General features: G+C 39.2%; 23 protein-coding genes and 5 pseudogenes. 14 read left to right on the forward strand and 14 right to left on the reverse strand.

Going from position 1 to position 24,023, the window contains the following annotated elements; genetic code table 11:
* The first annotated feature begins 2 nt into the window (after positions 1-2).
* The gene (locus ANSO36C_RS32600) at positions 3-926 is read left to right on the forward strand and encodes a cation diffusion facilitator family transporter (RefSeq protein ID WP_251960761.1); all 924 of its coding nucleotides are present in this window, start codon (positions 3-5) and stop codon (positions 924-926) included.
* A gap of 27 nt (positions 927-953) precedes the next feature.
* Here the strand turns inward: ANSO36C_RS32600 and ANSO36C_RS32605 are convergent, their stop codons facing one another.
* Both ANSO36C_RS32605 and ANSO36C_RS32610 read right to left on the reverse strand, forming a co-directional pair.
* Entirely contained in the window at positions 954-1,616 is a 663-nt protein-coding gene (locus ANSO36C_RS32605) for a class I SAM-dependent methyltransferase (RefSeq protein ID WP_251960942.1), read from the reverse strand.
* A 192-nt stretch (positions 1,617-1,808) separates the two neighbouring features.
* Entirely contained in the window at positions 1,809-2,318 is a 510-nt protein-coding gene (locus ANSO36C_RS32610; RefSeq protein WP_251960762.1) for a WD40/YVTN/BNR-like repeat-containing protein, read from the reverse strand.
* An 82-nt stretch (positions 2,319-2,400) separates the two neighbouring features.
* On the opposite strand from ANSO36C_RS32610, the gene ANSO36C_RS32615 reads away from it, so the two are divergent.
* A complete protein-coding gene (locus ANSO36C_RS32615) occupies positions 2,401-3,714 on the forward strand; it encodes an IS701 family transposase (RefSeq protein ID WP_251960763.1) in 1,314 nt (437 codons plus the stop codon).
* A 13-nt stretch (positions 3,715-3,727) separates the two neighbouring features.
* On the opposite strand, the gene ANSO36C_RS32620 is transcribed toward ANSO36C_RS32615, so the two are convergent.
* Positions 3,728-4,225: a hypothetical protein gene (locus ANSO36C_RS32620; protein WP_251960764.1), complete on the reverse strand. Its 498-nt coding sequence runs from the start codon at positions 4,223-4,225 to the stop codon at positions 3,728-3,730.
* A gap of 213 nt (positions 4,226-4,438) precedes the next feature.
* Positions 4,439-4,927: a heavy metal-responsive transcriptional regulator gene (locus tag ANSO36C_RS32625; protein ID WP_251960765.1), complete on the reverse strand. Its 489-nt coding sequence runs from the start codon at positions 4,925-4,927 to the stop codon at positions 4,439-4,441.
* Positions 4,928-5,285: 358 nt separating this feature from the next.
* Here ANSO36C_RS32625 and ANSO36C_RS32630 point away from each other — a divergent pair, with 358 nt between their 5' ends.
* From ANSO36C_RS32630 to ANSO36C_RS32650, 5 genes and pseudogenes are all read left to right on the forward strand, one after another.
* On the forward strand, positions 5,286-5,585 hold the full coding sequence (locus tag ANSO36C_RS32630) for a thioredoxin family protein (protein WP_251960943.1): 300 nt from the start codon (positions 5,286-5,288) through the stop codon (positions 5,583-5,585).
* A gap of 98 nt (positions 5,586-5,683) precedes the next feature.
* Positions 5,684-7,243, forward strand: coding sequence for an ISKra4 family transposase (locus ANSO36C_RS32635; protein WP_251960766.1), 1,560 nt, complete (start codon positions 5,684-5,686; stop codon positions 7,241-7,243).
* 420 nt (positions 7,244-7,663) lie between these two features.
* Positions 7,664-8,005, forward strand: coding sequence for a hypothetical protein (locus ANSO36C_RS32640; RefSeq protein WP_323374638.1), 342 nt, complete (start codon positions 7,664-7,666; stop codon positions 8,003-8,005).
* 136 nt (positions 8,006-8,141) lie between these two features.
* A pseudogene (locus tag ANSO36C_RS32645) lies at positions 8,142-8,480 on the forward strand (class I SAM-dependent methyltransferase); the annotation flags it as partial.
* 168 nt (positions 8,481-8,648) lie between these two features.
* The gene (locus ANSO36C_RS32650) at positions 8,649-9,821 is read left to right on the forward strand and encodes an MFS transporter (RefSeq protein ID WP_251960768.1); all 1,173 of its coding nucleotides are present in this window, start codon (positions 8,649-8,651) and stop codon (positions 9,819-9,821) included.
* A 42-nt stretch (positions 9,822-9,863) separates the two neighbouring features.
* Here ANSO36C_RS32650 and ANSO36C_RS32655 read toward each other — a convergent pair whose 3' ends face one another.
* The 4 genes and pseudogenes from ANSO36C_RS32655 to ANSO36C_RS35260 form a co-directional block, all read right to left on the reverse strand.
* The gene (locus tag ANSO36C_RS32655; protein WP_251960769.1) at positions 9,864-10,385 is read right to left on the reverse strand and encodes a cupredoxin domain-containing protein; all 522 of its coding nucleotides are present in this window, start codon (positions 10,383-10,385) and stop codon (positions 9,864-9,866) included.
* A gap of 22 nt (positions 10,386-10,407) precedes the next feature.
* Positions 10,408-12,066 (reverse strand): annotated as a pseudogene (locus ANSO36C_RS32660) (copper-translocating P-type ATPase); the annotation flags it as partial.
* A gap of 34 nt (positions 12,067-12,100) precedes the next feature.
* A pseudogene (locus tag ANSO36C_RS35255) lies at positions 12,101-12,439 on the reverse strand (RNA-guided endonuclease TnpB family protein); the annotation flags it as partial.
* Positions 12,328-12,804, reverse strand: a complete 477-nt coding sequence (locus ANSO36C_RS35260) for a hypothetical protein (protein ID WP_410174745.1) — start codon at positions 12,802-12,804, stop codon at positions 12,328-12,330. The gene ANSO36C_RS35260 and the pseudogene ANSO36C_RS35255, both read right to left, overlap by 112 nt.
* A gap of 5 nt (positions 12,805-12,809) precedes the next feature.
* Between ANSO36C_RS35260 and ANSO36C_RS32675 the strand changes: the two genes are divergently transcribed.
* Complete coding sequence (locus tag ANSO36C_RS32675; protein ID WP_251960770.1) at positions 12,810-13,733, forward strand: transposase; 924 nt, start codon at positions 12,810-12,812, stop codon at positions 13,731-13,733.
* A 154-nt stretch (positions 13,734-13,887) separates the two neighbouring features.
* Here the strand turns inward: ANSO36C_RS32675 and ANSO36C_RS32680 are convergent.
* Positions 13,888-14,184, reverse strand: a pseudogene (locus tag ANSO36C_RS32680) (cation transporter); the annotation flags it as partial.
* Positions 14,185-14,352: 168 nt separating this feature from the next.
* A complete protein-coding gene (locus tag ANSO36C_RS32685; RefSeq protein ID WP_251960771.1) occupies positions 14,353-14,547 on the reverse strand; it encodes a heavy-metal-associated domain-containing protein in 195 nt (64 codons plus the stop codon).
* Positions 14,548-15,337: 790 nt separating this feature from the next.
* Between ANSO36C_RS32685 and ANSO36C_RS32690 the strand changes: the two genes are divergently transcribed.
* The 3 genes from ANSO36C_RS32690 to ANSO36C_RS32700 all read left to right on the forward strand — a co-directional run bounded on the left by ANSO36C_RS32690 (position 15,338) and on the right by ANSO36C_RS32700 (position 17,175).
* Positions 15,338-15,817, forward strand: a complete 480-nt coding sequence (locus tag ANSO36C_RS32690) for a hypothetical protein (protein WP_251960772.1) — start codon at positions 15,338-15,340, stop codon at positions 15,815-15,817.
* Between the two features lie 285 nt (positions 15,818-16,102).
* The gene (locus tag ANSO36C_RS32695) at positions 16,103-16,588 is read left to right on the forward strand and encodes a DUF2808 domain-containing protein (protein ID WP_251960773.1); all 486 of its coding nucleotides are present in this window, start codon (positions 16,103-16,105) and stop codon (positions 16,586-16,588) included.
* Between the two features lie 110 nt (positions 16,589-16,698).
* Positions 16,699-17,175, forward strand: a complete 477-nt coding sequence (locus ANSO36C_RS32700) for a DUF2808 domain-containing protein (protein WP_251960774.1) — start codon at positions 16,699-16,701, stop codon at positions 17,173-17,175.
* Positions 17,176-17,204: 29 nt separating this feature from the next.
* Here the strand turns inward: ANSO36C_RS32700 and ANSO36C_RS32705 are convergent, their stop codons facing one another.
* Positions 17,205-17,369, reverse strand: coding sequence for a hypothetical protein (locus tag ANSO36C_RS32705; RefSeq protein ID WP_251960775.1), 165 nt, complete (start codon positions 17,367-17,369; stop codon positions 17,205-17,207).
* 447 nt (positions 17,370-17,816) lie between these two features.
* On the opposite strand from ANSO36C_RS32705, the gene rppA reads away from it, so the two are divergent.
* Together rppA and ANSO36C_RS32715 are read left to right on the forward strand one after the other, a co-directional pair.
* Positions 17,817-18,569, forward strand: a complete 753-nt coding sequence (rppA, locus tag ANSO36C_RS32710; protein WP_251960776.1) for a two-component system response regulator RppA — start codon at positions 17,817-17,819, stop codon at positions 18,567-18,569.
* Positions 18,556-19,032: pseudogene (locus ANSO36C_RS32715) on the forward strand (two-component system sensor histidine kinase RppB); the annotation flags it as partial. The gene rppA and the pseudogene ANSO36C_RS32715, both read left to right, overlap by 14 nt.
* A gap of 37 nt (positions 19,033-19,069) precedes the next feature.
* Here ANSO36C_RS32715 and ANSO36C_RS32720 read toward each other — a convergent pair.
* Positions 19,070-19,243: a hypothetical protein gene (locus ANSO36C_RS32720; protein WP_251960777.1), complete on the reverse strand. Its 174-nt coding sequence runs from the start codon at positions 19,241-19,243 to the stop codon at positions 19,070-19,072.
* A gap of 328 nt (positions 19,244-19,571) precedes the next feature.
* On the opposite strand from ANSO36C_RS32720, the gene ANSO36C_RS32725 reads away from it, so the two are divergent.
* Positions 19,572-21,227 carry an IS1634 family transposase gene (locus tag ANSO36C_RS32725; protein ID WP_251955401.1) on the forward strand — a complete coding sequence of 552 codons (1,656 nt, stop codon included), beginning with the start codon at positions 19,572-19,574 and terminating at the stop codon, positions 21,225-21,227.
* Between the two features lie 882 nt (positions 21,228-22,109).
* On the opposite strand, the gene ANSO36C_RS32730 is transcribed toward ANSO36C_RS32725, so the two are convergent.
* Positions 22,110-23,138, reverse strand: coding sequence for a ParB/RepB/Spo0J family partition protein (locus ANSO36C_RS32730; protein ID WP_323374639.1), 1,029 nt, complete (start codon positions 23,136-23,138; stop codon positions 22,110-22,112).
* Positions 23,138-23,923, reverse strand: coding sequence for a ParA family protein (locus ANSO36C_RS32735; RefSeq protein WP_251960778.1), 786 nt, complete (start codon positions 23,921-23,923; stop codon positions 23,138-23,140). Before ANSO36C_RS32735 ends, ANSO36C_RS32730 begins: the two co-directional genes overlap by 1 nt.
* Between the last annotated feature and the right edge of the window lie 100 nt (positions 23,924-24,023).

Genomic DNA, 24,023 nt, shown 5'->3' on the forward strand with positions numbered 1-24,023 from the left:
CAATGGTACACGACCACAGCCACAAGCATCACGGACACGAACATGGACAGGGCAACTACAACCGCGCTTTCGCAGTTGGTACAGCCCTCAATATAGGATTTGTGATTGTTGAAGCAGTCTATGGCTACCGAGCACACTCCCTTGCTCTGGTTGCCGATGCCGGTCATAATTTGAGTGATGTATTGGGACTGCTACTAGCTTGGGGAGCAAGTGCCCTCAGCCGGCGACCCCCAACCCGACGGCATACCTACGGATTGCGTCGTTACTCAATTTTAGCGGCTCTGATCAACGCACTTGTTCTCCTCCTAGCAATGGGTGCGATCGCTTGGGAAGCCCTCCACCGCTTCAGCGAACCTAGCCCAGTCTCAGGAGGTACAGTCATCGGTGTTGCTTTAGTAGGAATTATCATCAACACAGTCACTGCCTTGATGTTTTTGTCCGGTCGCCAGCAAGACTTAAATATTCGAGGAGCATTTCTGCACATGGCGGCTGATGCCGGAGTTTCGTTGGGGGTTGTATTAGCTGGCATCGCCATTGTTTTCACTGGCTGGTTGTGGTTTGACCCAGTTGTGAGTTTAATTATCGTTGTCGTAGTGGTTGTTGGAACCTGGCAGCTGTTGAAAGATTCTGTGAATCTAGCATTAGATGCTGTACCAGAGGGAATCGAGCCTTTGGCTGTGCAGACTTATCTGGCTGAACGTCCTGGTGTAGCTGGTGTCCACGACTTGCACATCTGGGCAATGAGTACTACCGAGACTGCACTCACTGCTCACTTAATTATGCCCACAGGACATCCAGGCGATGCTTTTTTAGTACAGGTAAATCAAGAGCTTCACGACCATTTTGGCATTGAACACATTACTATGCAGATAGAGACTGGTGATCCGAGGTATCCGTGTACTCTTGCTCCAGAAAATGTGGTTTAAGAGTTTACTTAGTTATACTTACCTCTGCTAGACTTTCTTAACTGCTACACCAATTATTTGAGGGCTGACGATCGCAGGGAGGTTTGCCCGAAAATGTTGATAGTTTACTCGCTCAAACCCTGCATTCTCCAATGCTAACCAGGTTTCGCGATCGGGATGGCAGCCATCACCAAGGGTTTTCCAAAGCGGTCGGATGACATGCTGTATCAACCGCAACATTGTCCCTTGAGGTGCCGCAACGTGCTCAAGGAAAAAGAAGCGTCCACCAGGCTTAAGTACTCGTATGACTTCCTGCAAAGCAGCAGCTAGATTATCTACGGAACATAGAACGAGCGTACTTACAACAGCATCCATGCTGTTATCCTCGACTTCCAAGTGTTCAGCAGTTCCAAAGCGGAGGTCGATATCTAAAGCGATCTGTTCAGCTTCTCGCTCTAAATATGGATGCATGAAAATATTTGGCTCAATGCCAATCCAATGGATGTCGGACGGATAGTAGGACAAGTTGGGGCCCGTGCCTGGGCCAATTTCTAAAACGTTACCATGCAGTTCGGCAAACAAAGCTCGCTTTCGGTCTGCTATTTCCTCCTCATACTTAGCATTGCCATGAGCCATCATCCAGGCAAATAAGCGTTTATACCAGTCTGGAGAATTTTTTGTGTTTGACGCTATAGCACGTATGTTCGCCATCATTATTTTCTCGATTCTAGAACTATAGTTAGTACTGCTAAAGCTATGATTGTAACCCTCTAATAATTAACTAAAGTAATGGCTAAACTGTAATCTTAGTTGTAAGTAATCCTAAACGTTCAACATATCTTGATTGCAGATTTAAGTCCTTGGTATTCCCAATTACTACCGCTATGTAAATAGTCTTCAAATTTATTTTACTTCTTTCCATGTCTTGCCGCTATCTTGGGATTGAAAGACAGCATTGTTCTCATTTACCGCATAAAATATCTGTGGATCGTTAGGGGCAACTGCCAGTTTCACGACCACTCCATCAGTTTCCGTCCAAAGCTTTTCCCAAGTCTTACCACCATTATTACTGCGATAAACACCAGGTGCTGATTTGAGAAAGCGATAGCCATACATGACAGTACTGTTGCCATCTTTGAGCAAAGCTAAACTAACAACAGGAACTTCCTGCGTATTTGGCACTAGCGTCAAGTTGTCACCACCATTAGTACTCTCGTACAAACCCGAACGAGTAGTTGCAAACACATGGTCAGGGCTTCGCGGATCAACTGCAAGGTCAAAGGGAGCATCGCTTAACCCATTCATGCGGGGTTTAGTCCAGTTTTTTCCACCATCTTTTGAAGTATGCAGCCCTTCTGCTCCCGAAGCCGGCCATCCATAGAAAACATTGGGGTTACTGAGAGATATTGCCAAAGCGTGAAAGTCTACCGCTCTTTTATTACTCTTATCAGAGTATAATTAATTACTAACAGTTTAATTTACCAAGGGTATTTAATTGGGTTCAAGAACGGCTACCTCTACGATCACCGTGGTAGATCAGTACTGCGATGCCTATAGAGATTTGTTTCCAGAAGTGAGGACATTTGAGAATTTTAAACATCTTCATGCTGGAATGTTATCTGACATAAAGCGTAAATCTTTACCAGAAATAGCCAAGGCAGTTGGTTTACACGATGCACAACCACTGCAAAACTTCCTTACGAATTCACCTTGGTCAGTAGTTGCTTTACGAGACAAGCGTTTAGAACTTACTCTCTTAATGTTAGAGGGACGTTCATTTAAGCTAGTAATTGATGAAACTGGAGATAAAAAGAAAGGGAAACATACAGATTACGTTGCCAGACAATATATTGGGAACTTGGGTAAAGTTGATAATGGAATTGTCTCAGTTAATGCTTATGGAGTATTAGGAGACTTGACTTTCCCTTTAATATTTTTAATATATAAACCACGAAAAAGACTTGAAGTAGGAGGAGTCTATAAAACCAAACCTCAATTAGCAGTTGAAATAATTGAATCGTTGCTCAAAATCGGATTTAATTTTGATTTGGTTTTAGCGGATAGCCTTTATGGTGAGAGTCCAACATTTATTGCTGTGTTGTCTAAGTATAAAAAACATTATTTACTAGCGATAAGAAGTAATCATCGAGAGTTTAGCTTGCCAGACCAAGAGGCTAAGTATGGGGTGTGGCAAGAGTTTGAGCGTACATTTAGTGATGGGAAGTCAGAAAAAAGATATATACAACAGATAAATGAAAGCGAATCCAGACTGGTAACATATTGGCGAATCACTACTGACCCAAATAATTTACCAAAAAATCAGACATGGTATGTAAAAACAGATTTAAAAAGTGATATGGCTGCTAAATTAGGAAATCTTTATGGATTTCGTAATTGGGTAGAGTATGCCTTTAAACAAGGGAAGAATGAGTTAGGATGGGCTGATTTTAGACTTACGAATTATCAGCAAATAGAAAAATGGTGGGAGCTAGTTATGAGCGCCTATTTTTTAGTGAGTTTACAGGCTCAAGCTAGAAATAAATCTGAAAGCGAAAGCAATAACGAAACAATTTCATCGCCAATTTCAATAGAACCCGCAGATTTTAGTAAACATAAATGGTGGGATTTCAATTTGGGATGGAAGTCCACTTTGAACAATTTAAGATTAATTATTCAACCATATATTTTTTGGAATCTAATCAAACCGTGGTTAGCCGTTTTTGTTAATACTAACTTCCAGTTAGGATTCCAAAAGCTGATAAAAATAATGAATCAGTTTCAAGGTTATATAACCGTGGATTCGGGGTAAATCATGAGATGGATCAAGGATAACTTTTTAAGGATTCGCTATTAACTGGTGTCAAATAACACTTAGATATGAATCTAGCTAGAGATATTCGCGCACACTTTTTTTGCTGAACAATCTCTCTGGCTAAAAATATAGCATCCATGAACGATGGCATGGGTTGAGCCATCAAACTTGATTCTGTCACTATTTCAAATTGGTCAGTAGTATTGAGCGCATTTATTGCCTCTAAACTTGATTGTGTTTCATATTCAAACTCGTCGCTAATTGTATCTAGAACAGTCAATTTTGATTCAGTCACAAAATCATCGTCCCAATCAATTGATTCTGTTTCATTATCAAGTATAAATCCTGTGTCCAGATATCGTGCATACCTCATCAGTTCTTCCTCAAAAGCTTTTGGTATACGGATTGTGCTTGTTTGTTTGTGATTCCATGTAGATTTCCTGCCAGATTTTTCTCTATACCCTCCCCAGCTAGGGTTTAAGGCTTTTTTAGTAGTTTTTTTATTCACGTTCAACATGATTTTGTGGCTTTTTCATGTTAACTGTAATCTATGCCATATCTTGGTTTTTTCACAGATATATTTGATGACTTCCCAATATTTCCGACATAGCTGCGCCTGTATTGTTCACAGCCTTCAAGGAATTTCAAGAATCTCAGCAAATCACAGCATTTTTCTCTCACCAGAGACATAAAAGAGCGATAGAGTCAAGTATTAAATTTACTAGCCTCGTAAATTGTGAACAGGTATATCAGAGCAAGCTACTTCCTCAATCAAGCTGCAAAGCTCTTTATTACAGGGATTATCCAAAGGTCGGTTTTCCCAACGCTGTTGATATGCCTCTAGCTCATCCTTGAGTTGCTTCATACGATAAATCTGTTCCTCAAGATGAGCAATTTTCTGTTTGAGTAAGTCCCGAACTAGTGGGCAAGCAGGGTCGCCTTGGGAACGGATGCCTAGCACTTGTTGAATTTCAGACAGGGAAAACTGTAAAGATTGGGCTTTTTTGATGAATTTCAGCCTGTTGATTGCCTCATAGTCGTAATAACGGTAGCCACTTTCACTTCTTTCAACTGGTTTTATCAAGCCCAAGCCTTCGTAATACCGGATTGTTCCCACTGCCACATCAGTTTGATTTGCTAGCTCACCAATTTTCAGCAGCTTTTTTGGGGATGATACTTCACAGCAAAATTGTTCCACGACAGCAATCATAGTTTTTTACTACTAGTATGTGTTGTTACAACCTTAAAGTCTATAGTCGGCTATAGAGTCAACCCTTGTAGCCATAACTTTTGTAAAGATATATTATAAAAATTTGTATTTTTTGTATTGAGTATTTATATCCATTAACTCGACTGCAACAGGTAAGGCAATTAGGGCGATCGCGTCTTGTTAATAAGAACCTCTCAATCTCAATAAAACTCAAATTATTCGCATTAATAGCTGCTTATCGATAAAAATTTAGGCAATTATTTTCATCCTTGGAAAATGATGTTCACCTTTGGGGTTGACTCTATAGCCGACTAGAGGATTCAGAATGAATGAGTCAGAAAAATTTTTGGTAGACATTATGACAAAACGTCAAATTGAGATTTTTACGGCTGACTGTCCTCTTTGTGATCAGACAGTGCAAATGGTGCAAGAATTGACTTGCCCTAATTGTGAAGTATCAGTCTATAACCTGCGACAAGAGCAGGAAAAAGCCCAGCATTATGGAGTGAATGCAGTGCCAGCGATCGCCATCAATGGAAAACTGGTTGTGACTGGCAAACCCAGTCGAGAGCAACTCCAAGCTGCTGGTGTCGGTCAGCCCCTGAGTTTTAATATGGGTGCGGCTCTTATCAAAAGACGATACTCTGATAAAGAGTAGAAATCAGAGTGCTGTAATCATAAGCTTTGGAGACAATTATCAGGGCAAAAAGACAGGCTCGCTATTCTAAAAAAAGAGACAGTTGTGAGTGGGGATAGATGGAAGCATCGACGGTAAATGAAGGATTTTTCACAGAAGCACGCTCACTATTTGAAGAAATAGTAGCCTGGTTAGGCTCAGATGTGGTTTGCGGACTAGAACATGAACAATTAGAGAAAAATCTCTTCGTTAACGGGAACGAACTCTTAAGACGCTTATTACAAGGTTATCTAGACCTACGTAGTGATGACGAGATAGAAGGAGATTGTCAAGGAGCGGATGGGGAAACAAGAACCCATAAGCGCTTTCAAGAGCGAAAATTGACAACTCGATTTGGCACAGTCATAGTCCGTCGTATTGGTTATGGTCAAAGAAAGATAGTCAGCTTGAAACCATTGGACGCAGAACTGAACCTGCCCATAGAACAATACTCCTATGGGATTAGAGAAAGAGTAGCAACAGAAGTAGCATTGAATGGGTTTAATGAGACGGTAGAAGCCATAAAAAAAACAACCGCAGCACAAGTACCAAAACGGCAAGTCGAGGAATTAGCTCGTAGAAGTGCTAGCGATTTTGACTCATTCTATAAACATCGACAAGCAGACCCAAAGCAATCGAATCAATTAGAAAAAACTGGAGAAATAATCGTTATTAGTGCAGATGGAAAGGGCGTGATTCTACGCACAGAAGATTTGCGTCCTCAAACCCAAAAAAGAGCGCTCTTAAATCACAAGAAACTCGATAAAAGGTTAACTAAGGGAGAAAAACGTAACTCGAAACGGATGGCAACAGTAGCATCTGTTTATACAATCGCCCGATTTATCCGCACACCAGAACAAATTATTGACCCAGAAAAATCTTGTGTTGATAAACGCCCGAAGCCCGAAAATAAACGAGTTTGGGCTAGCTTAGTTAAAGAGCCAGAGTTAGTTATTAGTGATGCATTTGACGAAGCATTACATCGAGATCCAAACAAACAAAAACATTGGGTTGCCTTAGTTGATGGTAATAAAACACAACTGAACCTACTAAAAAAGTTTTCACGTCAACATCATATAAACCTGACTATTGTTCTTGATATTATCCATGTAATTGAGTATCTATGGAAAGCTGCATTTGTCTTTTATGACAACACTAGTAAGTCAGCAGAAAGTTGGGTAAGTCAACGTTTACTCTCTATCCTTCAAGGAAAATCGAGTCTGGTTGCTTCGCTTATGCGACGCAGTGCAACTTTACAACAATTATCATCCCAAGAACGTTTGAATGTTGATAAATGCGCTAATTATTTACTTAACAACAAGGCTTACCTCAAATACGACTGCTATTTAAACGCAGGTTATCCCATTGCTACAGGAGTCATTGAAGGTGCTTGCCGTCACTTGATTAAAGACAGGATGGATATCACTGGCGCGAGGTGGAGCCTAACAGGTGCAGAAGCTGTTTTACGTCTTCGTTCCCTCCATATTAGTGGTGATTGGTATGAATATTGGCGCTTCCATTTACGTCAAGAATATGAGCGTAATCATCTGCCGTTGTATTTTGATGCTGTTCCTTTGATGAAGCGTGTCACTCAAGCTCGCTGCTCTATTACTCCACTATCACTCCCAATGCTTGTCTAACTTCATTCTTTCTCTTTTTAAAAGAGCCGCACCCTTTTAATATTTGAAACAGAAGGTAAATAAGCTAAAAAACCTTCGATTTGCAAAAAACTAAATCTATTATAGGGTGGCATCGCCCACCCTAATTATGCAACTGAATAGCACATTAGCTTATGAACCATAAATCTGTTTTCTGGATGGTTTTGTTTATCCTCATGGTGAGATTAATTATCGTATCACTCAACTTTGTAACGAGTCAGAACACACAAATTGCTCAGAGCATGATGGGCAGCATAGTAAAATAGCGGTGAGATGAGAAGGTTACTAGCTAATTGGGTAGTATGGATTCTGCCTGCACCAGAGACGAATTTGTTTTTGTTTTCTTTCCTGCTTCATTTTGTTTATGAAGTCTGGCAGTCACCTTATTTTGACTTCTATAAAATGCCTTCACTAGCAGATAAGGTGAACTACATTACTCATTGCACAATAGGAGATGGGGTTATTACAGTCATCTGTTTTTGGATCATTAGCTGTTGGTGCGGACGCTACTGGATTCTCAGACCAACATGGAAGCTGACTATACTCTTTACTGGCTTAGGATGGGTCTACACCTTCAGTTCAGAAATTTATCGAGTGCATATCGCCAAACTTTATGGTGTTTTAGCCTTGGCTGTCCCAGGTGTTGGAATTAGCTGGTTACCCCTACTACAATGGGTAATTCTGCCGCCTTTGGTGCTATTGTTTGCTCGACGCCATACGCTGGGCTATCGAAATAGCTCATAATGTCCGTTTTTACTAAAATACATCAAAAAATTCCAGATAAATAGCAATCAAATCAAATTGGGAAATGTAGCATGTTAACCCACGAGAAGAAACTACTTTTAATTGGTCAGGTAACAACTTTAAGCGGAATACCCACTTAGCATTACCCTTTGTAAGTAACAGTTTCGATGTGGTTGTATCTGCTAGTTCATTTCATTATTTTGATGACCTTGACGCTGCATTAGCAGAAATTAAAAGGGTTCTGAAGGCTGATGGTAAATTAGTGATTTTAGATTGGTGCAGAGATTATTCACTATGCCAAATATGCGACATCATGCTGAAAGTTTTTGATCCAGCTGATCCAGCATACAGGCAGTGTTACTCCCAAGCTGAATTTCATCACCTGCTTGCATCCGCAGGTTTTAATATTTGTCGTGCTACTAAGGTTCGTTTTGGGTTGATATGGGGATTGATGGTAGTAACAGCTAGTCGCTGAATCACAAGTTTTACTCATTTGAGGATCGCTTGTAAGCTGTTGCGTTTTTAATTTAGGGTAATGCTAGAAAAGCTGAAACCTTGTGCCATTACTACTCGCTGTTAGATGATTGTAGAAATCATGCTGAAAACTGTTTTGAGCTAAATCAGGATTAAGCCTCTATCTACAATGACAAATATCAAAAGCCTTTCTAAAACCCCTGCTTTCAAGTTCGTAATTTTACTCGGCTTTGTTAGCTTATGTGCTGATGCAACCTACGAAGGGGCGCGTAGCATCACGGGAGCTTATCTTGGAGTTTTGGGTGCTAGTGGCACTGTGGTAGGGCTGGTAGCGGGTTTAGGGGAGTTAATTGGCTATGGCTTTCGCCTAGTTATCGGTTATCTCAGTGACCAGACGCGAAAATACTGGGGAATCACTACATTCGGTTATTTTATCAATACAGCAGTTGTGCCGCTTTTAGCTTTAGCTGGACGCTGGGAAGTCGCAGCGGGGTTGATGATTGCTGAACGCACAGGTAAAGCAATTCGCACCCCGCCGCGAGATGTGTTGCTTTCCCATGCTGCGAGTCAACTTGGTACGGGTTTTGGTTTTGGCTTGCACGAGGCGATGGATCAAATTGGTGCCGTGATGGGGCCACTGGCTGTAGCAGCGGTGCTTTATTTACAAGGAGGGTATCGGAGTGGCTTTGCAATTTTGATTGTGCCAGCAGTATTAGGATTAATTGTACTTTTGGTAGGACAACGGCTTTACCCAAATCCCTGCGACTTTGAAGTACACACAGCAACACTCAAAGGGGAGCGATTACCGCGAGTCTTTTGGATTTATCTTAGTGCAGTAGCCCTAGTTGCTGCGGGGTATGCAGATTTCCCTCTAATTGCCTACCACTTGCAGAAAGGAGCGATCGCTTCCTCTAATACAATTCCTTTACTTTATGCGGTAGCTATGGGAGTTGACGCTATAGCTGCACTAATATTTGGGCGTTTATTTGACCGTAAAGGGATTTCTATCCTCATTTTTGCGGTTTTAATATCATGCTTGTTTCCCCCGTTGGCTTTTTCAGGAAACAGTAATCTTGCACTTTTGGGAATGATTTTGTGGGGTGTAGGGATGGGGGCACAAGAATCAATTATGAAAGCTGCGATTGCAGGAATGGTGCCAATGGACAAACGTGCTAGTGCTTATGGGATTTTTAGTGCAGGCTATGGCTTATCCTGGTTTTTAGGTAGTGCCTTAATGGGAATTCTTTATGATCGCTCTGTTGGTTCCTTGGTTGTCTTTTCAGTCGTTATCCAAGTTGCAGCAATTCCCATTTTTTGGCAAGTAAGAAGGCACAATATTTGAGATTGGTAAAAGTAGCCAAAGGTAAAGTTTATTGTTACCTCCCTACTGGACTTCCACTACACCACGAAACATATTCATGCCACAAGTAAATTGATATTGACCTGGTTTAGAAGGTGTAAATTCAATAGGAGTGATATGGTTAAGAGCCAAATCTTGAGCAATGTGAAAATCAGGTAACAACACTTTCTCCAGACAGCTACTAGGGTCGCGGCGAAAGAAATTTAGTCGTACAGGTTGACCAGATTTCACAATCACACGAGAAGGTTCATAACCGCCGTCTACATTAATTGTTAGCTCCTGTATTCCTTGACCAGAACTAGCTTTTATAGCTTTGTTTTTACTGAAGAGAAACCACCACAGTTCCAATCCAATTAACCCCAAACCGCCCAAAGTAACGCCGACTTTTAATGCTAAGGGTTGCTCAATGCGGCGAAATTGACTGGTTTGTTCTGATGAATGCGCTGGCATTTCGGCTGGTATTTGTGCTGTTGCTACGCTTGATGCTGTACCAAATAGAAGTCCTAGCCCAGCAACACTCCCCAAAATCTTACTTTTGTTAAACATTTGTTAAAATCCTCCACAATTATTAGATACTTTTGGGGTGAAAGTTACGCAAGCGTAAGGCATTCGTAACAACAGAAACAGAACTAAAAGCCATCGCCCCACCTGCAATAATTGGGTTGAGTAACCAGCCAAAGATAGGAAACAAAACTCCAGCAGCAATGGGAATCCCAGCAACATTGTAAATAAAGGCAAAGAAGAGATTTTGGCGGATATTTCTCATGGTGGCACGGCTCAATTCAATTGCGGTAATAATACCTTGCAAGTCTCCAGAGATGAGAGTAATATCGCTGGCAGCGATCGCTACATCCGTTCCAGTTCCAATTGCAATCCCCACGTTTGCCTGAGCCAGTGCTGGAGCATCATTGATCCCATCACCGACCATTGCGACAATTTTCCCCTCTCCTTGCAGTGCTTGTATTTGAGAGGCTTTCTGGTCGGGTCGAACTTCTGCAAATACTCGTCTAATACCAACTTCACTGGCGATCGCTTCTGCCGTTTTGCGATTATCCCCTGTTAGCATAACTACCTCTAAACCTAACTTTTGCAGCGTTCTCACAACTTCCACTGAAGAGGGTTTGAGCGCATCAGCAATTCCCATTAAGCCTTGAATTTTCCCATCCACAGCAATCAAAATAGCTGTTTTACCAGCAGCTTCCAGAGAGGCTTTGCGCTCTGGAAGGGTGCGGATGTTGATATCTAATTCTTCCATCCAACGTTGAGTACCAATTTGTACCAAGTGGTCTGAGACAATTCCTTGGACACCACTCCCGGCGATCGCTTCAAATTTCTTAGCCTCTGTCAGTTCCACTTGCTGAGATTGGGCATATCTGACCACCGCTTCGGCTAATGGGTGTTCTGAATTTCGTTCTACAGACGCTGCCAATTGCAAAAGTTTTAACTCGTTACTATTAGCTGTGCCGTTGACAGTAACAAAGTCAGTAACAGTGGGTTTTCCCTGTGTTAAAGTTCCAGTTTTATCCAGTACAATGGTCTGGATTTTATGAGCGAGTTCTAGACTTTCAGCACCTTTAATTAAGATACCATTTTCTGCGCCCTTGCCCGTGCCCACCATCACAGAAGTAGGAGTAGCTAAACCCAAGGCACAGGGACAAGCGATAATCAGCACTCCGACTGTGGTGATTAAAGCTAATGTCAAGTTACCCATGACGTTAAACCAAATAACGAAGGCAGCGATCGCAATAGCTATCACTACTGGCACAAACCATCCCGTTACTTGATCTGCTAAACGTTGAATTGGTGCTTTGGAGCCTTGAGCTTGTTGCACCATTTTGACGATTTGAGACAAAAAAGTATCTTTTCCGACGCGAGTTGCCCGGAATTTAAAGCTGCCTGTTTTGTTAATTGTGGCTCCAATTACTTCATCCCCCGGTTGCTTTTTGACTGGCAAACTCTCACCAGTCACCATCGCTTCATCAACGTTGGAAGCACCCTCTACTACTTCTCCATCAACAGGAATTTTTTCACCCGGACGCACCAAAATTACATCACCAATCTGAACTTCCTGGATAGGAACATCAATTTCTTGCCCATTTCTGATTACTCTGGCATTTCTAGCTTGCAAACCGATGAGTTTGCGGATAGCTTCAGAAGTTTGTCCCTTAGCGCGGTTCTCAAATAGCCTTCCTAGCAGAATTAAGGTGGTAATGACTGCTGCTGCTTCTTGACATCTCCCCCGGCTAGAAGCGCGGGGGATTCTAAACTGATGTTGCTACGGGGTCTAAAAGACCCGCTCCGCAACGTTTACGATATGATTTATTTAATCTCGTAAACAAATCAATTCGCTGTGGCACTGTCAAGAATGCCCTACCCACCTCGGCTAGGTTTAATCCTAGCTGTGTGGCTACTTTTCTCATGATATTGGCGCTACCATTGCAATCGGCATTAATAACGAAGCCATCACGACTTTTATATAACCCTCGCTCTATTCTTTTCCCTGATGGGTTCCACCCTTGTGGCTTTTCGCCATGCTTGGGTAGGGAGTCGCCATCAAGAAATGATGCTTTTGACGTATACGCTTCTTCGGTAATTGATAGTAAACATCAGGCATCAGTCCAGCATCTGTAAAAAATCCTGGGAAAACAGTAGCGAACAGTGAATAAAAATACGCTGCACCAGTACCCATAGCAACCAATGTATCCATCGTTGCTGTATGACGTTTAAAGGCTTTCCAGGCATTTTTGAAGAAGTCTGCACCGCACCACAACAAGACAGGGGTTGCCAGTACCAACTGTACCCAAGACTTGTCTAGCCACAATGTCCGAATCCAAGGCAGGTTTAGCCCTGTCATTGCAGAAATTGACCCTAGTACAAGCAAAGTGCTGAGGATTGCTCCGACAATAGACATCTCCAAAATAGTAACATTCTGTGGTAAAAGAACATCAAAGAGCTTTTTTAACACAGAATATGAGCAACATACTGAACCATATTGAAGAGAATCCAAAAGAAACACAGCGTTTAATTGGTCTGGAGTATGAACAGTTACAACAGTTAATCGAAAATGCCGAGCGATTAAATCATGAAAAACAAGCAATACTCGAATCAAAAAAAGTTAGAATTATTGCTGGCGGTGGAGGTAGAAAACCAAAACTATCTGTGAAAGAACAAATAATCTTAACTTTGGTGTATCTCAGACACATGACGACATTTCAACTTCTTGGTATCCAATTCGGAGTGAGTGAATCAACAGCAAATGACATATTTAATTATTGGTTGCCAATACTCAGGGAATTGCTACCATCCAGTTTAATTGAACAAGTAAAAAAAAACGAATCTGACTTGATGATAGTTAAAGAAATACTCACAGAATATGAATTAATTGTAGACAGCTATGAACAAGTCAGGGAAAGACCCGGAGATAAAGAAGAACAAGAAAAATATTTTTCAGGTAAGAAAAGTAATCATACATTTAAAAGCCAAATGATTATCATGCCAGATGGTAGAGATATCGTTGATGTTGTGGCAGGGGAACCAGGACCAAAAAGCGATATAACAATGTTTAGAGAAAATCGTGATAACTTTGACCCAAAACAAAATTTCAAGGGAGATTTAGGTTATTTAGGAGAAGACTTAATTGATATTCCAATTAAGAAACCAAGAAATAAGGAATTAACAACTGGGCAGAAAAAATTAAATAAGGAGTTTTCATCCAAACGAATATTTGTTGAACATCGAATCCGTTCGGTAAAAATCTTTCGAGTTGTTCAAGACAGATTTAGGTTAAATCCAAAAAAGTATGAACAAGTAATTTTGACAATTTGTGGACTAGTCAGATTACGAATTGGAGCGCTAATCTTACCAACAAGAATAGACCCTTTAGCATCAGGTTGAAATCAACGCATATAGCTACATATTTTTACCTTGTTATTATCAATAAATATCTCAAATCCTTATTTTCTCGTATTGACTAGCTAGTTAGCGATGCTTGCACTTGCATCTTATGAAGCTAGTCACAGCAAAGCTTTGATAGTTTTCGGAGATGTCTAATTAACTTGCGGGTAAGTCTGCGTGATTCTGCTTCACGGACGGTTTTTTCCGTATCATCTTCTCCAGTGATCATTTCTTGATCCTGGAGTGAGTAAGATGAATAGCCGGCAGCATCTATGGCGGCTTGGATTGTTTCCAGATTGGTACGCTTGGGATCGTATTGGATAGTAGCCTGCTCCACACCAAAGTTAACGTTACAGTCACTCACCCCAGAAACAGAGCGAATTGCTTCTTCAATGTTGTTAGCACAGGAGGCACAACTCATGCCTCGAAGTTTAAGACTCAGAGTATCCATAGTTATATATGCTCCTCAGTCGCTGCTTTGACTGAGTTCTAAGAATGGTATTTTGGTGTAATTAGTAGCCGAGTGCCGTTATACTTAGCTTTGCCTGTGTCTTTTTCAGACGACTTTACTAAGCGTTGCCTTGCTCTGAACGCTTACTCTATTTTTTGTTAATGGCTTTTAAGTCACAGAATAGCCAGCAGTAGTAATTGCTTCTTTAATAACTGTTTCGGAAGCATTTGTGTCTACAAGGACGACTTTTGTTTTTGGATCTGCTTGAACCGTTGCAGTAGGATCAACTGCCTTTACTGCTTTAGTAATGGTATCTCCACAAGCAGAGCAAGCCATATTAGGAACTTTTAGTTGCAGTGTCATAACGTTAAAAACCTTGAACTTGGATAGTAAAAAGATGGAGTTAATAAAATCAGGAGTTGAAGACTCAATGGTTTACAGCTTTAGCTAGTAGGATAACCGAGTTAGCGTAGGCGTAGCCCGTCGTAGACATCGCTTCATCAGACAGATATCATCCCTGCTCATATGAGCCATTCCATTGCTTGGCGTAACTGGAAGTATACGAACTGCAACAGCTTTAGATGTCTGAAATGTCTTACTTCATAAATTTATCTTAGACTCTCCAGCCAGCTAGAGAGTCAAGAGATTTTGCCAAATTCTTTTGCAGCGATCGCTGTCATGTTTTTCGCACTCAGTGCTAAAGCAAGGTTGGGCGCAGATACTACATGCACGCATCAGCACAGCGATAGCCGTTCGCGCAGCGTGTCCGATAGGACAAGGCTTAAGCTTCGCTTATCGCACTCACCCAGGTATTCAAAACAAGTTTGAATACATGTTTCCAGGGTAGATTCGTGAGTTGCAGTTATAATTTTCTCCCTAGCTAAATAAATGAATCGGTTATCCTTGTAACAATCCACGCTAGGTGATTGTCTCCATAATAGCATCTACCTAATGATACAATGCTAATTTATTCCTAATGAGATGCCTAAATTTCATGCTGATTTCATTTAGGTATGCTAAAAACTTTAGCTAATAAGCTATGACAATTTCATCTTAATTTCATAGTCACCTGTCAAGCTGGTTTTGTAAAGGTTCATTCGCTAAGAATAAATCTGCAATCTAGTTGACATAGTTTGTTAATTTAACAGTCGAGATGAAGAGAACACTGGTTTATGTTGCTATATGTAGTCTAGCTACCGCAGCTCTGATTTATAGTGGCTATGCAAATGCGAAAACGGACAATAATCCGGTTGCTAATATTGAGAATATTTTGCAATCTCCTCCTGCTGGTTGGCAACTTGTTAAACAGACATTCCGGTTACACATTCCTAAAAATGGCAACGCTCTTTCCAAGCTAATTATTGACGTTCCATCCACAGTAGCCGTAAGTAATGATATTGATATCTTGGATGATCAAGGTCAAAAAATAAAAATTAATATCTCTGTAAATAGTAGAAGAGTCATTATAGATTTCCCTGAACCAGTTACTTCTAGCACTAATAGTTTACAAATAAATCTTAACAAAGTACTACAATCAATTCTTCGTTCTACTTCTACCTACCATCTTTCGGCTAAAGTCGTTGGTAGTGACGTAGAGATTCCTGTAGGTGAAGCTCAAGTTCCTTCATTTTAATTTATTTGTAAATTTTAATAATAACTGCTGAAATTTCATCTTGATTTCATTATGACTTGCCATGCTAGTAGATAGAGGAAGTGTACCTCCTCAGCAAAAACATCACAGACAATTTGAATCTGATAAGAGCAAGCTAACTGGCTACTTCTGCTGACTAACGGCTGTATCAAGGGAGTAGTTAAATATGGCTTTGCCAAGTTTTGATGTATCTATTAAGAGCAGATTCACTCACAAAGCATGAACCTGAAATTTAGCTCACGCATCTAGTTTTTTTTGGAAGTAAATATGAAGAAATCACTGATTTACGCTGTTGTATTGACTCTGAGTAGTACAGCTATTATTGCTCCTAGCTATGCAAGTGCTAGAACCGATGATGGTAGGGTTCCCCATATTGATGGAAATACACAATTCCCTCCCACACGCTGGGGAATTTTTAGACATACTTTCCGGTTACACGTTCCCCAAAATAGCAAAGCTGTTACCCAACTACTTATCAAAGTTCCAGACAATGTAACTATAAGTAGTGACATTAAAAATATCGATGTTGTGGATGAAAATGAACATAATATTAACACTAATGTATCTGTCAATGGTAAAACAATACTACTAGCTTTTACCGAACCAGTTGCTCCTAATACTAAGTTGGATATTGATCTTAACAAGATAAAAAGACGAAATCTTGGTAATGGTTCTGTCTACAGCTTTTCGGTTAAAGAGGTTGGCATTGATGCAGAAATTCCTATAGGTGTTGCTTGGTTTCGTACTTACTAATCCAATCCAACTTTTTCACTAACAAACTATGGGATTTCATTGAGATTTCATCTGTGAATGTCAAACTGATAATAGAAAGTAAATTGAATTAATTTTCAAGGAAAATAAAAATGAAAAAATTGATTTATGCTGTTGCATTCACACTAGCATTTACATCTTCAGTTGATGCTGTTTTCGCAAGCGGAAAACTAGGTGATTTTAGCGCTTCCCATTTGATGAAAAGTGCTGCCATTCCTAATACTACTTATGCCATAGACGCTACTCATAAATTTGAAGTCCATGTACAGGGTAAACCTCTGGCAGGACTCACAATTAATTTACCTGAAGGAGTGAGCATTGATAAGGGTATTGAGGTAGAAAATCAATCAGGGCAAAAAATTCCCACGACAGTTTCTATTAATGAACAAAAAGCTACAGTAGCTTTCTCGCAACCAATAGACCCTGAGACAAAGCTATCAATTTCTATGAAAGGGGTTAATACCACAGGGTATAGCGACGAAACTTGGCAGTATCAAGTATATGCTAAGAAAGTTGGATTCACAGAAGAAATTCCACTTGGTATAGCTCAGATTCAGACTTATCGTTGATTTGCTAGATAAAACTACTGTCTATAAATTTATGTACCGTCAGTAGACCAAAAAGTTTTCCAGAAGCCTTGCCAGTCCTTGATTTCCGCTTGGGAATGCCAGGAGCCGAAATCAGCTTGTAATCTACGTTTCAAGAACTTTTGTTCTGGGTGGACTTTTTGGCGATCGCAACTGGTTATGATTGCCAGTCCCAAAACCGACGGCTGAAACCCCCATTATTTCGTCAACTGGCAAAAGTTTTCGATCTACTGACCGTCTGTTAGGGAAAGAAGAAGTACCATCCGTCTTTTGACTCTCCTATTTGCGTTTAAGTGCAAAAAAAAGTACTACAACTAATTAACGGCACAAACATTATCGATTTTGTTAAGTAGTTGGAATTTTATCTTAGTTTCATACTTAGGTGTCATAATTATTGTTGACTCAATAGATACCTTGCAAAACTTAGTTTCTATAACTCCTCAAACTAAGTTCACACCCTATTTAGGCAAGTCGTCTACTGAGTCTTTTCTTTTTGATTATGTACTGCTAAGACCTTAGCCTACTGTTAGGTCTTGTATAGCTTAATCCTAATTCTTAAGAATTTCATTCTAATTTCATAAACTTCTGTCAACCTATTTATAGGGGTATGCCTATTGCAAGCTATGCTTACGTCACAAATTTCCACCGAACTTTTAACAACTCAATTTGATATGAGGGTGCTGCTAGTCGAAGATGAGCCAGATTTAGGGGCTGCTATCAAGCGCACCTTAAATCAACAAAAGTACTTAGTTGATTGGGTCATGGATGGTAATGAAGCATGGGCTTACTTAGAAAATAGCTCGGCACAATATACAGTAGCGATTCTTGATTGGATGCTTCCAGGTATTACTGGTTTAGAATTGTGTAAAAGACTGCGTTTGAAAGCAAATCCTCTTCCTGTCTTGATGCTAACTGCTAGAGATAGAACGGAAGATAAAGTTACTGGCTTGGATGCGGGTGCAGATGACTACTTAGTGAAGCCCTTTGGGATGGTGGAATTGCTGGCGCGATTGCGGGCTTTGCAGCGTCGTTCTCCGCAGTTTCAACCCCAACAATTAACTGTTGGTAACTTGACTCTAGATTATGGCAACAATACAGTTGTAAGAAAAAATACTATAGATAAACAGCAAAGCATTCCTTTAACTAATAAAGAGTTCCAACTATTGGAATATTTTATGAAGCACCCCAACCAGATTGTTACTACTGAACAAATTCGTAATCAAATTTGGGAAGTTAATGCGGAATCCAGTAGCAATGTAGTGGCAGCGCAAATACGTTTATTACGTAGCAAACTCACCAATAGCGACTGTGCTAACTCAATTGAAACTTTGCACGGTATGGGATATCGCTTTCATCTCACCAATGAATCAGAATAAGCTGTTTCGGCTCACCCGTATTCGTTTGGCTCTCTATTATGCCATCGTTATGGGTTTAATTTTAAGCATATCTGCCTTCGGTTTTTATCGAGCAGTGTTCCATGCCCATGTGGTAGCTTTAGACAGTGAAATCGAGTCTGTATCGGGGACACTGCACGATAGTATTGAAATAACACTACAGTCACCTGGACGTTTGGAACCTTTAGCACATCAGTTATTTCCAAATATAGCTAACTGTGGAATTCAAGCTACTAATTGTATTCAACAACAGCCGCATTCTAAACGTCATCTTCTTGGGATCGTTACTAAAACCAGCTATTACATACGTTTTTTTGATATTTCGGGAAAATTGATTGCTAATGCTGGTTATTATCCAAAGGGTTTACCTAATGTTTTTAATCAACAAACTTGGCAATTTCTCAAAGACAGCAAAGGCAAAGATTACCATCAAATTACTCTAAGTAGGTGGGTGGGAAAATTTAGAACTATGTAACGAAAGTTTAACCAGAGGCATTAGAGTCAAATTTGATACGTTTTGTCCTGTAGTTGCCTTTTTCTCCCCTAGCTTTAACGCCATCAATCACGGCGTAAGCAAGGTCTAACTCATCATCAAATATTTGCCCACATAGTTCATCTTTTTTCAGGTGCTGCCACTCCAATTCAATTGGATTCATCTCGGAGCAGTATGCGGGCAAAAAGAAGAAGTACAACCCACATTCCGCACCCACAACTGTGACACCCCAAGGAAACGGATGTATTTAGTACATAGGAACTAATTAGTGGGAGAATTGACTAGAATTTATTGGCTCTAAATAGGAATTATTACTATTAACTTAGATATATAGTCAAAAAACTTGGACTTTGTACAAAATTTTGGTTCTTAGGTTATTTTGATGGAAAACTTGGTTCAAAATCATTGACTATAAAAAGACAAAAAACCGGTTTGAATCAACAGAAAAATGAGAAAATTTCAACAGATACTTTGATGGAGTTTCTGTTGCCATGTTTAGTACCAAAGACCTTGAATTGAAGAAGATTGACCATTTAGGGATAGTAGCAGGAATAGTAGATTCAATTGGGATTGTAGAAATAATTAATAATTTACTAGGGTCAGAGCCAGGAGAAAAAGTTAGTGCAGGTCAGGTAGTAAAGGCGATGATTTTAAACGGCTTAAGTATGATGTCACAGCCGTTATATATGTTTCCAAAATTCTTTGAATTAATTGCTTGTGAACATTTAATTGGTGTAGGAGTAAAAGCAGAATATCTCAATGATGATAAATTGGGGAGAGTATTAGATAAATTATTTATAAAAGGACTAGATACAGTATTTTTAGCCGTCAGTTTAAATGCAGTAGAAATATATCAGATATCACTCTCATCATCACACTTGGATTCAACATCATTTCATGTAGATGGAGAATATGAAAATAGTTTACCATCAGTGATATTTGAAAATCAAAAAGAATCAGGTTCATTAGAAAAAGAAAATAAAGAGAGTCAATCACCTCAAGCGATAAAGCTGACCTACGGTTATTCAAGAGATCATCGTCCAGATTTAAAACAATTTATTACACAATTAGTATGTTCAGGAGATGGAGATATACCAATATATATAAAAGCAGTATCAGGGAATGAAGTTGATTCTAAAAAGTTTGGAGAAATAGCAGTTGAATATCAGAAAAGAATACAAGTTGATAGTTTAATAGTAGCAGATAGCGCATTATATACAGAATCAAATATCAAGTTAATGTCGAGTCTCAAATGGTTAACCAGAGTACCCTTGACGATAAAATCAGCAAAAAACTTAGTGATGAGTTTAGCAGAATCGGAATTTGTTAAAAGTGAAAAAGTAGGATATTCTTATGCCGAAAAGAAAATAACTTATGGAGATATAGAACAAAGATGGTTAATCGTACAAAGCCAAGATAGAAAAAAATCTGACTTAAAGAAATTATCAAAGAAAATAGAAAAAGCTTTGACTAATACTCAAACTAAGTTAAAAAACCTATCGCAAGAAAAATTTGCTTGTGCTGCTGATGCTAGAAAGGAATTAACCAAAATAAGTAAAGAATTTAAATATCATCAAGTAGAAAATATCGAAGTTATCGAAAAAGATCCTAACGTCAAAGAAGAAAATCAATCAAAATACTATCAAATCTTAGCAACTGTTAGTGAAAATAAAGATGTTATTGACCAAGAAATATTAAGTGCAGGAAGGTTTATAATTGCGACAAATGTTTTGTCAGAAACTGAACTGAGTAGTGAGAAAATGCTGTCCGAATATAAAGCACAACAATCATGTGAGAGAGGATTTAGTTTTCTCAAAAATCCTTTATTTTTAGCAGATAGTATTTTTCTGAAAAGCCCAGAAAGAATAGAAGCATTGGCAATGATAATGGGGTTATGTCTGCTAGTCTATACTCTAGCACAAAGAGAAATTAGAGCAGCTTTAAAATCCTTAAACTATACTGTAAAAAATCAATTGGGCAAAGCCATCAACAATCCAACTATGCGGTGGATATTTCAATGTTTTCAATCAGTTCATCTTGTTACTTTTCAACAAAAAACAGACTTTTATAATTTGACATCTGAGATGAAGTACATTCTCTTATTCCTCCCCGAAGCTTGCCGTAATTACTACAGATATATAAGTTGATTTATCAATATTATTAATACTTTAATCATATCATTTGACTCATTAATAAAATTAATGAGCTTAATTTCTAATGCTGTTTTTAAGTTTATTTCTGGAGAAATATAAGTTATGATAAAGTCTTAATCGTTGAAACATAAAATTATATTATTTATTGTTCTAGAAACCACCCTCATTATTTATTGCTTCTTATTGAGAATACATCTGAATCAACTTTCCTATCTAAAATTTGTTTTTTTATAGATAAATGTATTTTTTTATTCTTTTTTCATGAATTTACCTCCGTAATAACCGATAGTGACACTGGGGGTGCGGAATGTGGGTTAAAAGGTAGCCCTAAACTCTGGCTAAATTTATCCTTGAGGATTTGTACTCGTAGTGTCACAGTAGTATTTATAGTGTTGGCTTGCTCGTATCAAAGAAAGTATTTCATGAACGAGTAAGCTTTTTTTACCTATGAAAACTTTTTGGGCAACCCTCCACCGTTACCGCTTCCATTTCATAGTCCCTACAAAAAATAGCGATCGCAGCCAAGCGTCCACTTCTATTAACGCATTAAGACTTGTAATGCTTATGCAGCATAGTTTATAGCTTTTCTTAGTGCCATTCGGTATATGGGGTTTGGCAAACTTCGTATATTTTAGTCTACTTTACCTTCTGGTAAGCCGTCCTCTGGGTATCTACGGTTACGCTATATGAACGCCAACGCCTTTTTATTTGTAAAAATCCTCACCCGTAGCTACTTGTGGGGTATGCAAACTGTGGCCTATGCGATCGCTCTTTTTAGCCCAAAAACTTATCCAATTAACTTACCAATTTCATTTAATTTCTGTGACAAGATTTCTTGTAAAGATTGAAGTTGTTCACGACTAGCATTAGCTAAAGTTATCTCAGATAATCCACTACTGATTTTTGAATAATTACTTTTACTTCTTTCGATTCTGATTGTTCTGATGTTAAATACTTAGTTTTAATACCCTTAATTAAATCGCGTGTCTCAGGTACAGTTAAACTTTCATTTAATACCTGTTCTGTTGCTTTTATTCGTTCTATAGCTGCCTCTTGTTCGGAAACTTTCAATATTTTTGATGACAATGTTACTAATGCCAATGCGTGAGCGCCTTTCAGTTCTTGATGACGAATTGCTTTTTTTAAATCTTCTGGCAAAGATAACATTGGTAAAAGATTGGACTTAACAGAAGCAGGATTCAACCCAAATTCTAAGAACACTAAAAATAAAGCTTGCTCCTCGTTAATAATACCCAGTACTTCTAAACCTTGTTGTTGCTTCTCACTACTAGCAATTAATAATTTTGTTAATTCCTTGACTTGATTATTACGTTCAAGCCGCTTAAGTACAGCACCAAGAGTTGTAGCAACCTCATCAATTTCTAAACTAGTGGATTTGGTGATCTCTTTAAATATTGCTTCTGCCTTATCCAGTGGATTTAAATCTTCAAAACCTAAAAAAGTCAATAACGAAGATTGATCTAAATCCTGTGGCTGAGGTACGATTAATGCTCGAATAGTCTCCCATCCTAATAGCTTTGCTCCAGACCAACGTAACTGTCCGTCCAAGAGCATATAACGACCGTTATCTTGAGGAACTAAAATAACTGGTGTAATCTGCCCATGTTTTTTTAGTAATCTCGCTTTTGCCTGAATAGACTCTTGTGTAATTGTTTGTCTTGGCTGGTTAGGGTTAGGGTCAATTAGACCTGTATCAATGGCAATCTCACCTGTTTGCGTTTGCAATTGTTCGCGCAATTTGGCGATTTCTGTCTCTAATTCTGGTGATTGTAAAGCACGTAACCTTTCTACTTCAGCTTGTAAATCCGTAATTCTTTGTTCTTGATCAGTTTTCTGTACTGCCCCTTTAAATTTATCGCCGATTTGTGGTAATCCTTTTGCCATTATTTTTCCTTAATTAATGCAATTATATCATCAACAATTAACTTGAAATCTTTGCAAGCAGGATGCTTGGGACGATACTTGTGCAATGGTAATCCATAGGCACTAGCATTTTTAAATTCGTTAGAACTGCGAATTTTTGGATACAACTTTATACCTAATCTCTCAGCAATTGCAGGTAACTGTGCCAGGTATTGCCTGTGCATAGCTACTACTCCGTTATACATACTGGGAACAAACCCTAAAATTGGTGGACGTGGTTCAAGTTGTAACTCGTCACTTGTGGAAATGCACCATTCAACTAACTCTGCCGAACCAGAAATAGCTTTCATCTCTAACTGTACTGGAACTAAAACATGAGTAGCAGCAGCTAAAGCATTGACGTTTAGCATACCCAAAGTTGCAGGACAGTCCAAGATAATTAAGTTATGAGGTAATGAATATTTATTTAGTTTGTCCGCTAGACTGTATTCTCCACGTTTTCTGATAACCAATTCATTAGCTATTTCAGCCAACAAGGGATGTCCTTGACACACCTCAACTTTGGAATCCCAAACTGGTACTAATGACCAATCACCTTTAAAATCCTTAGAAAGTAACTCTACTGTAGTTAAATTTGCTTCGGCTGGTGACAAACCACAAAACACATCCAATGAACGTTGGGGGTCTAAATCTAACATAGCTACTGTATAACCCCGCTTACTTACTTCATAGGCAATATGTGTGCTAATGGTAGACTTACCTACTCCACCAGCATTAGCCAGGAGCGCGAGAACTATTTGTTTCATAAAAATTACTCAAACTTAGTCGCAGTATATCAATTGTTTGTCGGATTTTAAAATCCGACAAACATAAGTTTGAAAATTTTAATAAATGTTGTATTTTGAA

Origin of the sequence: Nostoc cf. commune SO-36, assembly GCF_023734775.1 — a bacterium.
Taxonomy (GTDB): domain Bacteria; phylum Cyanobacteriota; class Cyanobacteriia; order Cyanobacteriales; family Nostocaceae; genus Nostoc; species Nostoc commune_A.